At 57.5% G+C, this 13,645-nt stretch carries 11 protein-coding genes; 6 read left to right on the top strand and 5 right to left on the bottom strand.

Annotated features, from left to right (window positions below; genetic code table 11):
* Positions 1 to 269 (bottom strand): GTP-binding protein (locus tag O7A70_RS30705; protein ID WP_337143688.1); only part of this gene is annotated, 269 nt, incomplete at its 3' end.
* Between the two features lie 2 nt (positions 270 to 271).
* Complete coding sequence (gene cysD / locus O7A70_RS30700; protein ID WP_337143687.1) at positions 272 to 1,177, bottom strand: sulfate adenylyltransferase subunit CysD; 906 nt, start codon at positions 1,175 to 1,177, stop codon at positions 272 to 274.
* A 446-nt stretch (positions 1,178 to 1,623) separates the two neighbouring features.
* Here cysD and O7A70_RS30695 point away from each other — a divergent pair, with 446 nt between their 5' ends.
* Positions 1,624 to 2,949: an O-antigen ligase family protein gene (locus tag O7A70_RS30695; RefSeq protein WP_337143686.1), complete on the top strand. Its 1,326-nt coding sequence runs from the start codon at positions 1,624 to 1,626 to the stop codon at positions 2,947 to 2,949.
* 17 nt (positions 2,950 to 2,966) lie between these two features.
* Positions 2,967 to 3,914, top strand: coding sequence for an NAD-dependent epimerase/dehydratase family protein (locus O7A70_RS30690; RefSeq protein WP_337143685.1), 948 nt, complete (start codon positions 2,967 to 2,969; stop codon positions 3,912 to 3,914).
* Between the two features lie 45 nt (positions 3,915 to 3,959).
* On the opposite strand, the gene O7A70_RS30685 is transcribed toward O7A70_RS30690, so the two are convergent.
* The 3 genes from O7A70_RS30685 to O7A70_RS30675 all read right to left on the bottom strand — a co-directional run bounded on the left by O7A70_RS30685 (position 3,960) and on the right by O7A70_RS30675 (position 7,600).
* Positions 3,960 to 4,499, bottom strand: a complete 540-nt coding sequence (locus tag O7A70_RS30685; RefSeq protein WP_337143684.1) for a sugar transferase — start codon at positions 4,497 to 4,499, stop codon at positions 3,960 to 3,962.
* Positions 4,500 to 4,620: 121 nt separating this feature from the next.
* Positions 4,621 to 5,553 (bottom strand): glycosyltransferase family 2 protein, encoded by a 933-nt coding sequence (locus O7A70_RS30680; RefSeq protein ID WP_337143683.1) that lies wholly within the window; start codon positions 5,551 to 5,553, stop codon positions 4,621 to 4,623.
* Between the two features lie 58 nt (positions 5,554 to 5,611).
* Positions 5,612 to 7,600 carry a nucleoside-diphosphate sugar epimerase/dehydratase gene (locus O7A70_RS30675; protein ID WP_337143682.1) on the bottom strand — a complete coding sequence of 663 codons (1,989 nt, stop codon included), beginning with the start codon at positions 7,598 to 7,600 and terminating at the stop codon, positions 5,612 to 5,614.
* A gap of 316 nt (positions 7,601 to 7,916) precedes the next feature.
* Between O7A70_RS30675 and O7A70_RS30670 the strand changes: the two genes are divergently transcribed.
* The 4 genes from O7A70_RS30670 (at position 7,917) to O7A70_RS30655 (ending at position 13,645) form a co-directional block, all read left to right on the top strand.
* On the top strand, positions 7,917 to 8,804 hold the full coding sequence (locus O7A70_RS30670) for an ABC transporter permease (RefSeq protein WP_337143681.1): 888 nt from the start codon (positions 7,917 to 7,919) through the stop codon (positions 8,802 to 8,804).
* Positions 8,726 to 9,511, top strand: coding sequence for an ABC transporter ATP-binding protein (locus O7A70_RS30665; RefSeq protein WP_337143680.1), 786 nt, complete (start codon positions 8,726 to 8,728; stop codon positions 9,509 to 9,511). The genes O7A70_RS30670 and O7A70_RS30665 overlap by 79 nt, the downstream gene beginning before the upstream one ends.
* Before the next feature lie 196 nt (positions 9,512 to 9,707).
* Complete coding sequence (locus O7A70_RS30660) at positions 9,708 to 10,628, top strand: NAD-dependent epimerase/dehydratase family protein (RefSeq protein WP_337143679.1); 921 nt, start codon at positions 9,708 to 9,710, stop codon at positions 10,626 to 10,628.
* A complete protein-coding gene (locus O7A70_RS30655) occupies positions 10,628 to 13,645 on the top strand; it encodes a glycosyltransferase (RefSeq protein ID WP_337143678.1) in 3,018 nt (1,005 codons plus the stop codon). The genes O7A70_RS30660 and O7A70_RS30655 overlap by 1 nt, the downstream gene beginning before the upstream one ends.

Below are 13,645 nucleotides of genomic sequence, written 5' to 3'. Positions count from 1 at the left end.
TCGCGCTCGGCCTCGAGGCCGTCGACCAAGAGCGCGAAGTCGATGTCGTCGCCCGTCGTGCCGTGCTTGCGCGAATCGCGTTCGAGCGCGGCGAGCTGGTCCTCGAAAATCTGCTTGGTGTCGGACAGCAGGCGTCCGATCAACGTCGACTTGCCGTCATCCACCGAACCGCAGGTCAGGAAGCGCAGCAGCGACTTCTTCTCCTGCGCGGCCAGATAATCGCGGACGCCATCCGTGGGAGCGAGGCTCTTCGCCATGATGTGGCGCATGGTCAGAAATACCCCTCGCGCTTCTTCTTTTCCATCGAACCGGCTTCATCGCGGTCGATCAGGCGACCCTGCCGTTCGGATGTGCGTGCCGTCAGCATCTCGCCGACGATGGCCTCGAGTGTGTCGGCGTCGGATTCGATGGCGCCGGTCAGCGGATAGCAGCCGAGCGTGCGGAACCGCACCAACCTGTCCTCCACGACCTCGCCGGGCAGCAGCTTCATGCGATCATCGTCCTTGAGGATCAACATGCCATCGCGTTCGACAACCGGCCGCTGCTTGGCGAAATAGAGCGGCACGATCGGGATGTCTTCCTGCAGAATGTACTGCCAGATGTCGAGCTCGGTCCAGTTCGACAAGGGGAAGACGCGGATCGATTCACCCTGCGCGATGCGAGTGTTGAAGATCTTCCACATCTCGGGCCGCTGGTTCTTCGGATCCCACACATGCTGGGCATTGCGGAAGGAGAAGATGCGCTCCTTGGCGCGCGACTTTTCCTCGTCGCGGCGGGCGCCGCCAAAGGCGGCATCGAAGCCGTATTTGTCGAGCGCCTGGCGCAACGCCACGGTCTTCATCACATGGGTGTGGGTGTTCGAACCGTGATCGAACGGATTGATGTTGTCGCGCACGCCGTCTTCGTTGACATGAACCAGAAGGTCGAACCCCAGCTTCTGCGCCATCTGATCGCGAAATGCGATCATCTCGCGAAATTTCCAGGTGGTGTCGACGTGAAGAAAGGGGAATGGCGGCTTGGCCGGATAGAACGCCTTCATCGCCAGATGCATCAGCACCGACGAATCCTTGCCGACGGAATAGAGCATAACCGGCTTGGTGAAAGCGGCCGCGACCTCGCGGAATATGTGGATGGACTCGGCTTCAAGCCGCTGCAGATGCGTAAGCGCTGATATCATGGACCGTGAGCGTTCTCTCGTGCCTTGCAACAGAAGTTCCCGCGTCAATCATCGAGCCTTTTTGCGCCCGCTTCAAGCTTCGCTTCTGGACAAAGTGTTTCGTGCGGGCGTTCTAGCAGATCGTCGCGGCCCAGAACAATGCAGGACGAGCCCGGCAGCAGTCGGTTCGGGAATGAATTTTCCATGCTTGTGGCAAAACCCGGAAATTTCTGCTTGAAGGGCCTTCAGCTGGGAAAAGGCAGGAAATATATTGCGTGTGAGAGCGCCGCGGCGGCGCCGCAGGGGTCAACTCGCGGGATTTCGGCGGGCGCACTATCGAAACAGCGACCCAGCCGCTATACGCTTTTCGAGAGTGGGCAAGTGCGTGATGAAGCATGGGCAGTTTCGAGGCGAGCACTTTCGAAGATGTGCCGCATAAAATCTCTCTGGAATAGCAGGTCCGAAAATTGAACCGGCTTTCATCCATTAGGCAGCAATTCACGCCTTCGCGGATCAATATCTACTTCTCCATTCTCTGTTTCTTTTCTCCCCCGGTCCTGGGATCGGTGGTTAGCTTCGTGTTCAATGGCGGCGGCTTGTGGTCCGTCCTGTTGATCGCCTTGAAGAGAAGACGCTTCAATGTCGACCGGGCGATGATGCCGCTGGCGATCGCGATCTATGCCTATTGCGCAAGCAATGTCCTGGCGTCCCTCGTCAACCACGCGATCGTCAAGGACGCGCGGCATCTTATCCCGCTGATCACCTTTCTGTTTTTTCCCATCTCCTATTCGACCTGGAGCATTACGCAAAAGACAACGCTCGTCCGCATCATTGTGCTGGCCAGCATGGCTGCCTGTTTCGGGGCGCTGCTGCTGGCGGTCTATCAGCAGTATCGGCTTGGCATACGCGCCGAGGGCGGGGCCGGGAATGCGATCGTTTTCGCTGAGGTCCTCTGCCTTGCAGTGGTGACCTGCGTGGCTGCTGCCCTGTCCGGCATAGAGAGGTACAGGATCGCCCTCATCTGCGCTGCACTCGGCGGAACGGTCGCCATCATCTACTCCGGTACGCGCATCGTCTGGCTGGCGCTGCTGATTGCCGGTATCGCCGTTCTGCTGATCAACCAGCAGAGGCTGAGAGGGAGAAATGCCGTTCGCGTGCTTTTGCTGCTGGCCGCGATCGGAGTCACAATCGCTTTTTTCGGGTTCCAGACGATAGCGGGGCGTGTTGCATTTCTGCACTCCGACTGGGATGCGCTGGCGGCCCATGGTGACCACACGACTGCTCTGGGATCGCGCGTCGCGCTTTGGGATATCGGCCTGAAGGCATTTCGGGAGATGCCATTTTTCGGACACGGAGTGGGGGCCACTCACGTCTTGATCAAGCAGGGCTTTCAGGACCAGTTCGGGATGGACGAAGGTTTCAGTCATTTCCATAACGGCTTCCTGACCGCCTTGGTGCAAGCGGGAACCCTGGGTGCGGTGACGCTGGCGGCGATCTTTGTGGTTGCCGCCAGAAATGCCGCCCGGGTCCTTCGCGACAGCGCCGATCCGATCGAGCGGTTCGGCGCCACCATGATTGTCGCCGTCGTGATCACCTATCTGACCGCCGGAATGACAGGCATCCTGATCGGCCATGACATTCTGGACTCGGTCTTTATGGTCTTCCTGGTGTCGGGAACATATCTTGCATGTGGGCGCCAGGCCGCGTTGGTGGAAGCACGGACGGTTTCACCAGCAAACAGCCAAGCCGTTCCATCAGTAGAAGGCCTGGCACCCCGGCCAGCCGCTCGATAGCCGGTCCGGGCAAGACAATGAAAGTCCTGGTTACGGGCGCGACGGGCTTCATCGGCTGCCAGGTGGTCCACCGGCTTCGTGAGGCCGGTGTCGAGCTTCGCCTCGCCTCCCGCCGGCCGGAGAGACTTGATGCGGGGTCCGACGCCATGCCGATGCCGGGTTTCGATGCGCCGGCCGCGGCTTTCCTGGCGCTGACCAGGGATGTTACGGATATCGTCCATTGCGCGGGTCTGAACAATGATCGGGGCAATGCCACCGAAGCCGATTTTCGGGCAGGCAATGCGCAATTGAGCGCACGTCTGGCACATGCCGCCGCCACGCAGGCAAGTGGACGGCTCATCCATCTTTCCTCGATCCGGGCCGTGATCGGCGCGCGTGCCAGCGCAACGATCGGCGAAAACACGGTCCCCGAACCGCAAGACGCCTATGGGCGCTCGAAGCGCGAAGCAGAAATCGCGGTGCTGGATGCCTACGCCTCGCATGGCCGTGCCGACGCCGCCATATTGCGGCTGCCTCCGGTCTACGGGATCGGCATGAAAGGAAACCTGGCGACGCTGATGCGGCTCGCCGATACGGCTCTGCCGATCCCGACAGGCGCGTTGACGGCAAACCGCTCGCTGCTGTCATCGCAATCGGCGGCACGGGCGGTGTGGCATCTGCTTTGCCATTCGCAGCCGCTTCATCCGGTCTATACCGCCAGCGACGTGCCGCCGGTTTCCGTCGCTGCCATCATCGGTGCCTTTCGCCGCGGTTTCGGGAGGCCGACGCGCCTGGTGCCAATGCCGGCCGGACCGATGCGGGCGGCCGCCATACTGCTTGGCAAGCGGCCGTTCTGGGACAGCCTGACGGCGACACAGATATGCGACCCTTCCCTGCTTGCCTCGGAAGGCTGGGCACCGGAATCCGGCACACTGGAGAGGCTGACCGAGATAGCGCGGCTCCGAAAGCCCCGGCTTCCCGTTTGACCACGGGTCCAAGGACTGGTTTTTTGCTTCTGGAGCACGGCGCGCTCAGCCGCGATAAAGCGTTCCGAACAAGATCCGAAGGTCGAGCCAGAACGACGCGGTCCTGAGATAGCTGGCATCGATTTCGGCCAGAAGTTGCGGGTTCGACATGTCGATGCCCCTGATCTGGGCCAAGCCTGTCATCCCAGGCAGCACCTGCAAAACCCCCAACCGCTTGCGGCATTCGATCAGTTCCGTCTGGGTCGGCAGGCAGGGACGCGGTCCGACCAGGCTCATTTCGCCGCGCAGAACATTCCAGAGCTGCGGCAACTCGTCGAGCTTGAATTTCCGCAAGCCCTTTCCAACCGATGTCACGGCGCTCACGGGGGTTTCATGCGAGGGCAAGGATGGCGTTCCCTGGTACATCGTCCTCAACTTATGGCAGCGAAAAAGCGCACCTTCGCGGCCAATCCGTGTTTGGGAAAAAATCACCGGACCAGGCGACGATGCGCGGACGGCAAGAATGGCAAGAAACAGAATGGGAGAGGTTGCCACCAGCAGCACAGCCGCGCCGGCGAGATCGAAGATTTTCTTGGCTGTCGTCATGAGTGGCCGATGGGCTCCCTGCCAGGGCTTCACGCGGCAACCGCGAGCGAAACCCGTCAATCCGGTCGGCGTAGCATGAGGTCGCCTTCCTGGCCAAGCGCCGCCACGCGGTCCGCAATATTCAGATACGACCCAGGATGAAGGCGAGATAGAGCCCAAGGGTCCCGGCAACAGTCTGTCGATAAACGCCGCTTTTGTGCAGAGCGCCCAGGCGTTGGAAAAGGCTACCTTGCCGACCCTTCGCGAACAAATCGAGGCATGTCAGCGCATCCGTCGTAAGGAGGTCGCGATTGACGGCAAGGCCGGCGAGATTGAGATCGGTCCAGTCCGCGAACTGGCCCTTGAAGAGGCGGCCGAGCCGCGAGATCCGTGCCTGCCACGATGCATTGGCGCCGACCAGGTTTGCCGCATGCTGGCGGTAGCGCACCAATGGTCGCGGATCGTAGCGGACGACCCCGCCGGCACCGGTGACGATCAGATAGGCCCACCAATCATGGCTGACGAAACCGGTGCGGGCGGAGGCCTTGGCCAACAGATCGCGGGCGGCGCGGTTGAGCAGGATGGTGTTGCCGCCGGCAATGCTTTGCACCAGCGCGTTGCGGAAGGCCGGCGGACGGCTAAACAGCGGCGAATGGCCGACCAGGCTTCCGGTTTCGGTCATGGTCGCGGTTCGCGAGCAGAACATCAGCGGTTGCGCCACGTCAAATGTCCGCATCCAGCCAAGGGCGCTCTCAAGCCTGTCGGGCTCCCAGACATCATCCTGATCGCTGAAGGCGTAACAATCCGCGTCAATGCGCGGGTCGAGGATCATCGACCGGAAATTGGCGGCAAAGCCTTGCCGCGGCCCTTCCACCAAATTTATCCGACCTTTTGTCCAGCGGGGCTTCCAGGTTTCGACGATGGCAACCGTGCCATCGACGGAGCCGTCGTCGGATATCCAGAGGTCGACCAGAGGATGGGACTGGTCGAGCAGCGACTGCATTTGCTCGTCGATGAAGGCGGCGCCGTCCTTCGTGGCCATCAGGACGGCAATGCGCAGATCTGTCTTACCCACTGATGTCAAACGCCTTGCTGCGCGAGGAAAACCGCTACGCACTTTTCCCGGAATTGCTTTAGCTCGCCTGCCCGGCCGTCTTCGGGACCGCGGCCTGCCGCGCGTTCGCCCTTGTCTTCGTCGCGCGGTCGAGATCGGCCAGGATGGTGAGCGAGGCGGCCTTGTCCTGGCTCTTCATGGATTGCTGCAATGCCGCAAGTGCTGCCTGGACATCCGACCACTGCGCCACATCGGTGCTCAGGCCAAAAATCTTGGCAATGCTGAGCTCGACCAATACCTCGTCTTCGCCGTGAAGGGTCTCGTGCAGCTTTTCGCCCGGCCGGATGCCGGTGAAGCGGATCGGAATATCCGTATAGGGGCTTTTTCCCGCCATGCGGATCATCGTTTCGGCCACTTCGACGATCGGCACGGGCTTGCCCATGTCGAGCATGTAGACGGCGTAGTCCTGGTCGGCCGGCCGCGACGCGGCATCGGCCGCCGACATGATGACGAGATCGACGGCCTCGGCGACAGTCATGAAATAGCGCGTCATGCGGCGGTCGGTTATGGTGACCGGCCCACCGGCCTCGATCTGCGCCTGGAATATGGTCGCCACCGAGCCATTGCTGCCGAAGACGTTGCCGAAGCGCACCGCGATGAACTTGGTGGCGGCGCGGCGGCCGCCCGGTTCTCCGGCCGGCGTTTCATGCAGGGCGCTTACGATCTGTTCGGCGGCCCGCTTGGTCATGCCGAGCACGGACGTCGGATCGACGGCCTTGTCGCTCGAAACCATGACGAATTGCGCCACGCCGCATTTGGCGGCGACCTCGGCGCAGACGAGCGTGCCGAAAACGTTGGTCTGGATGGCCGATTCCCAGTTCTCCTCCAGCAGCGGAACATGCTTCAGCGCCGCGGCATGGAAGAGGATGTCGGGTTTGAACTCCGTGACGACGCGCGTCATCTGGCGCCTGTCCGCGACATCGACGATGCGGACCTTGAGGCGGTCATGGTCTTTCTCGTCGACATACTGGCTCAGCTGGAAGATGCCGAATTCGGAATTGTCGGCGACCAGCACGGCCTCGGCTCCAAGCTCCAGCGACCGCTTGACCAGCGTTCGCCCGATGGAACCGGCGCCTCCCGTGACCAGGACGCGCTTGCCGCCGACAAAGGCGCCGATGCGCTCGATGTCGGATGGCACGGTCGGGCGGCGCAGGATCGTCTCCATCTCGACGGCATCGAGAACGAGCTTTCCCTCCTGGCCCACCTGCGAAAGCCCAGCGAACTGCACGACCCCAATGTCGCCGTGACGCGCGACGCGGACCAGCTCGGAATATTCCTCGATCTCGTGTTCGGCGCCGCTGCCGAAAATCAGCAGATCGAGGCTCTTGCTGCCGGTCGCATAGTCCTCCAGGACATCGATCAGGCGCGGCCGGGTCGCCACCACGGGAACCCCTTGAATGCGCGTGCCCAGCGGCGCGCCACGCTCGGTCGCCATGATGCCGACGATGGAATGCTCGGCGGGGTGCGCCGTACGCGTGAAACGAATGATCAGGTCGGCCTCGCCGAGCCGCCCGACGAACAGGGCCTGCTTGGTCCGCGCCGTGTCCGCCTTGCGGTTCAAAATACCCCAGCTCGCGCCGTCACGCAGGAAGCGGTAGAACAGCCGGGGCGCCGAGATGATGGTGAAGGAGACGAGCAGGAAGACGATGAACTGGCGCTCGTTGAGGCCAGCGACCGGCTGGAAGAAACGCACGACCAGCGAAACGGCGTAGAGCACGAAGGTCAGGATCGCGCAGCTCTTCAGGATGTTGAAGAAATCAGGCGTCGAGGCGAAGCGCCAGACCGTGGTGTAGAGGCCGCAATACCTGAACAGAAGATGGCTGATGAGCACGATGCCGGCCCAGGTGAAAAGACCCTCCGTGGAGAGCGCGCCGAACGAAAGATCCGACCGCGACAGGACAAGGCTGAGCGCGACCGCGACCAGGACCATGACCACGTCCTGGACCATGATGAAGGCGCGCCGCATCCCGGGCCTGAGTCCGAACACAGCTTCCAGGGAAGTATTCATTAGGCAGTACTAAACTCCAGACTGTCGGCATGACTACCAGCAAAGTGTGAACACGAGAAATCATTCGTGACCGTCACACTTCCAAGTAGCATCTCCGGCCCTCGCCTGCTGTATCGCATACTGCGGGGGACGAGGCATAGCCAGATGTTTTTTTGGAAGAATGAGGGGCAAGGGAAGCATGAAGCTCGATTCGTGGAAAACTGCCGCGAAGTCCACATTAGCGATTGCTTATAAACAGTGCGTCATCAGCACGTGTGTCCAGTTTTGCCGCAGTTGACTCTGCTCCAGACCTCGCTAGGACGCAATGCGTTGCCATATGTCCATCGAAACGGCTATTAGACAGGGGCTTGGTGGTTCGCTATGGCCAGCGAAGGTCAATGCGCCGAAACAACAGATTGCGATACTCCCAGCTATGATTGCTGCACTAAACGGGGCTTTTGACGACATCTCAAAAGCCATGAAATTACACCGGGTCTGGGTGGCGCTTGCCCATGAAGACATTGGCGACCAGCACAGACGCACGACACTCGGCCCGCTTTGGATGCTGGTCAACTATTTCGCTTTCGTCGGCACGTTTGTCTTTGTTTTCGTCACCAAGGACGCGAGCAACCCCAGCTACATAGCCTACGTAGCCATCGGCATGCTGGTATGGTTCTATCTCAGCGAAACCATCATCGTGAGCGTATCGCTCTTCCAGCGCGAGGTGAGCTTCATTCAAGGCACGACGCTGCCGTTGTTCGTGTACGTGATGCGATTGACGATGCAAAGCGTCATCCGGGCTGGTTATTCGCTGGCGGGATGCGTTCTTATTCTGTTGTTGAGCGGTTACGGCATCAACACGAACTGGCTGCTGTCGTTGCTGGGTCTGCTGCTCATCGTCTGGGCAACGCCTGCATTTATCCTGGTTTTCGCGTTCTTGGGCGCCTTTTTCCCCGACAGTGAGTTCATCGTCGGCAACATGATGCGGGTGGGCATGTTCTTCACGCCGGTCTTCTGGGTCTATAGCGGGCAAGAAGGCATCCAAAAGTATGCCTATCATTGGAATCCGTTCACCTATTTCCTGGCGGGTGTGCGCGAGCCGATCACCGCGGGCATCTTTCCGATGCATGCCTTGGTGGTGACTGGTTGCATCTGTCTCGGCGTCTGGGCTCTTGCGTTGCTGCTGCTGGGCCGTTATCGCAAGCACGTCGTTTTCCTGATCTGAGCCTAATGACCTCCATCAAACTGAACAATGTCAGCCTCGTCTATCGGCTGTTTGAAAAATTGACGCTTTCGGCGCCCGGCCGGCGTCGCAGCGCTCTCGGCGGCAATATAGCCAAATCGGGCACCAAACAGGTCGTGCAGGCGCTCGACGGTGTCAGCTTCGAGCTCAAGGCGGGCGACCGGTTAGGGCTCGTCGGCCCGAATGGCGCCGGCAAGACCACCCTGCTCAAGGTTCTATACGGAATCTACCAGCCATCGGGCGGCACGATGGCCATCACCGGCAAGGTCGACGCGCTGTTCAACATCAGTATAGGGTTTCGCCCCGAGGCCACTGGGCGCAGGAACATCGTGCTGAGGGGATTGATCAGCGGCTGGACGAAGGCCGAGATCGAAGAGAAGATGGAAGAAATAATCGATTTCAGCGAACTCGGTGATTTCATCGACCTGCCGTTCAAGGCGTACAGCCAAGGCATGGCGGCACGCCTGGCATTTGCGGCAGCGACCACGCTTGAGCCTGAAATTCTGCTGATGGACGAATGGATCGGCGCCGGCGACGCGTCATTCCAGGACAAGGCCAAACGACGGATGGACGAACTGGCGGAAAAGGCCGGCATCATCGTGCTGGCCAGCCACGACGATGCGCTGATCCAGCGCGTCTGCACGAAGAAAATGACACTTCGCGCTGGCCGAGTGGAATCGCTTACTTAAAGCGCGTGATAGGTAACGTAATCTCGCTCGCCCGAGCGCGAAAGAGCTACCTCGACACGCGGCACGCCATTAGCGAAGGACGATCACCTCGGTAGAGAACCTAATCTTGCCGTGGGCAGCTCGAAGACGGACTTGCCAAGGTTGCTATGTTTGCGCAAAATTTGGTGGTGCCGCGTGGAATTGGAGATTTTTCTGAATGCGGTACCCTAAATGCGTTGTGCTGGGTGGAGGTGGATTTTTAGGCAGCCACGTTTGCCGAAGTCTATTTCGGATAGGATCGACTGTCCGGTCTTTTGGTCGCGGCCTACCGCTCCATAAAATAGAGGGTGTCGAGTACATTCTAGGTGATTTCACCGATGAGTCTTCGGTCGCAAATGCAATCGCCGGATTCGACGTGGTCTATCATTTAATCCACGCCACGACTCCTGCAACCGCAAACGTCGAGATGGTCGGCGATGTGCAGCGAAGCGTGATGAGCACTATTAAGCTCTTAGACGCGTGCGTTTCGCTAGGTATTAAGAGGGTGATTTTCGTATCTTCTGGCGGGACTGTCTATGGTACTAATGTCAACATACCACTGAAGGAAGACCAACCGACGTCACCAATCAGCGCGTATGGCGCCAATAAAGTTACGATCGAAAACTACCTGCGCGTGTTTTACCAAATTCATGGTTTGCAGTACTACATCGCAAGAGTTTCGAACCCTTTTGGCCCTCTACAGACAGGCTCCAAGAATCAAGGCCTTATACCCACTGTGGCAAAGAGCATTATAAATGGTGATCCGATAAACATATTTGGAGACGGCAGCAATGTCCGAGATTACATATTTGTAGACGATTTGATCCAATTTTTCGAGAAGCTAATTGGGTACGAGAGTAACGAACGAGTTTTCAATGTCGGTGGCGGACAAGGTAAATCCATTCTTGAGATAGTTCACGCGGTTGAAAGGCGATTGGGGAAACCGGCCGACCTCAAGTTTTTGCCTGCGAGGCCGTTCGACGTTCCATCGAACGTGCTTTGTATCGAGCGCGCAAAACAGGAGGTTGGATGGAGTCCGGAGACCGATTTCGATCACGCTTTAGACCTTACAGTCGACTGGATTAAAGAGAATCATTGATGGCGAAGATGATATCTGGCGCAGTCGCATTCGAAATGCCCGAGCGGAAGCCTATCATTCCATGGGACGCGCTCCCAGCAACGATTAAGCCCGACAAATATATTGCAACTCCGGGCGCGAACTTCGGATGTGCCGGAAACTCTCGATATATGAACGAGATATTCGATGACAGCTCGCACACTGAGGTTGTCTGGCAGCCAGATGTCTATCATGAAGCCGCTGACCTGGCCATCACGAACAAATTGAAACGGGTTATAGACTTAGGATGTGGCAATGCTTTGAAGTTGAAAGCTTCTTTTGACGTCAATTCCTTCGAGATTGTGGCAGTAGATTTCAAAGCATCGTTGGCGTCTGCGAAAGAGAACTTTCCCAAGGCCACGTTTGTAGAGTGCGATTTCTCGGAATGGAGCGAAGCGGTCGGCGTGGCCGTTCAACTGTCAAAGATCGATGTGCCCACTGTCATTATCGTAAGTGACGTTATCGAGCATCTCCTTGACCCCCGCCCGTTACTGGCATTGGTGCGCACCATTCTGGCGAGCAATCCATCCAACAGGGTGCTATTCTCTACTCCCGATCGAGGAGAATTGGAGTACGCCGCTCCCAACAGTTTTCCTGCTAATAAGGCTCATGTCCGAGAGTGGACGCTAGAGGAACTGTGCGAATTTCTGACTGCTGCTGGCTTTCATGTTAACCGTGCCGGACACACTCGGCCAAATAAGTTCGATCCTATCTATTCAACCAGCTTTGTTGAATGCTCTTTCCGTAAAAAGGAATATGAGAATTTCTTGGTTGGTATGGGTATCCCGGCCGGAATGGCAACAACTGCGCTCCTCGTCACAACCGAGTATCCGGGGATAAACAGAGCTGGGGGAATCGGAACATTCGTTGCTAGCCAATTCACCCTCGATTCGCAGTCGGCGGTGCTGATAGTAGATGAGAACGCCGATGCCTCGCAGCAACGGCTGCTATTTTCAAAGGCGCTCTTTTCTATTGAAGATCTGAAAGATCTTCCTTCCGAAGACATCGCTCTTAAATGCGTCGAGCAAGTTTTGTTCTTCGTGCCCACGCTACAGTCTGTTGAATTCCAGGATTATACCGGAGTGGGCTGCCGACTTGCGCAAGCGAAATCTAGTGGACTGCTGCCAGACAGCTTGAGAACGATCGTCCATTGCCATGGCAACCTCTACTATATCGAGAACGCCAGCGAACGCTGGTTCAACATCGACCAAGATACGATCGCGGAGCGCGAAAAGATCTCCATAGAGCTCGCAGACAAAATTATTTTTCCTACGACATATCTCAGGAATTTGTATATTGAAAATGGGATTGCTGTAGACAGCTTCCGGGTAGAAATCATCCCATACTGGTACGATACTCCAACCGGTGCCGATATTAACTATTCTGATGTGGATACATTGGTATTCATCGGCAAGCAGAACCGGATGAAAGGGTTCGATCTATTTTGCAACGCCCTGTCGGCTAATATCTGCGAAAAGCTGCAAGAGGCAGGAATCTCGAAAATTGTCATCATCGGCCCTAAGGTCCCTAACGAGGAACCGTGTGATACCGATAGTATCCGCCGCAGCTTTATCGTAGAAGAGCACAACCAGTTCGACCATGCTCGATTGTTGGAGTTTATTGAAGCCAATCGCGAGTCGTCTCTATTCATTCAGCCTTATCGTGCGGATAACTTCCCACTGGCCGTCTATGACGTTGTGGCGAATGGTGGGACGTTGCTCGCAGCAAAGGCAGGCGGGATTCCCGAGATTTTCCAGTCCGACGGTTGGGCCGATTGTCTATTCGATGCTACAAGCGCTAGCCTCGCGGAGAAATTGATTGAGGCGACGGGGTGGCCCACTGGAGTGCGGGCCAACATACATCAGAAACTCATTGCAAACATTATATCAAACAATCAACGTGCCGTCGATTTGAAGGGGGTTGGGCGCGTAACTGCAACCAAACCATCGCGCTTGCTGTCCTCAACCGTCGTCATTCCTTTTTTTAACACCTATCTTGGATATGTTCGTGAACTCTTCTTGGCGCTCAATGAGCAATCGTTGGCACCTGAAGAGGTGATCATCGTCGACGATGCATCGGCGCAGGCAAATGTCGAAGCGCTCAGAAAGTTGGCTGAGGAGACATTGCGGTATCCGTATCGGATCATAAGCCACGAACACAATTTGGGATTGGCCGGTGCGCGTAACACAGCTCTGGCAGAATGCAAAACTGATCTTTTATTGAACATTGATTCTGACGATATTCCACTAACGAATTGGATTAAGAATATCGTCAGGGCACTTAGCAGGAATCCTAAAGCTGCCGTTGCAGTGCCGTACCTGCAGGGCTTCGGCGACGGCGAAAACTTCAATGTTTGGGGAGAACGGGGCAAGTACATCTATCGTGCGATCGGGGACGGGTTTGTTATCTCGCAAGCGCAAAACGTTCTGGGCCATGCCAATTCTGGCGTACGTGTCTCACTCGCCAGGGAATTGGGGGGGTGGGGGCACTCCAACAAGGCCAAATGGGAAGATTGGGCGTTTTACCTCAATACCATAGCCAAGGGACATCGGATTGCGATTATTCCTACTATCGATTGTCTGTATCGGGTCCGTCCCGATTCGATGGTGCGTACCTATACTGAATGGCCTGCCCTAAAAAGAATTGCTCAGGCGAATAGTGTTTTACCGCGGTTCGAATCTATCCAGCTTCAAAGGCAGATCAGAGGCAGCGTCGAAAAAACGGGCAGGCTGTCGTACCTGAACCAACGCATAGCTAGCTTGGAACGGGAGAGGTTTGACCTGTCGAGTCACGTCGAGCTTTTGTTGTTGCACGTTGGCAAGATCGAAGAACAACTCAATACCTTTCGCAATCGTAAGATTATCAGGCTTGTGCACCAGATTTCAGTTCGATTGGCGAGATATCCGAAATTGAGGCGGGTAGTGGTCAAGTCGGTAAGGGCGAGCTGGCGCGCCGCAAGGTGTGCGAAACGTGCTGCCAGTGCTGTTCTGCAGCGCTGA

The organism is Mesorhizobium sp. Cs1299R1N1 (assembly GCF_037179655.1).
Classification (GTDB): domain Bacteria; phylum Pseudomonadota; class Alphaproteobacteria; order Rhizobiales; family Rhizobiaceae; genus Mesorhizobium; species Mesorhizobium salmacidum.
Note: the sequence above shows the minus strand (reverse complement) of the source record. Positions and strands in the feature narration are given on the sequence as shown.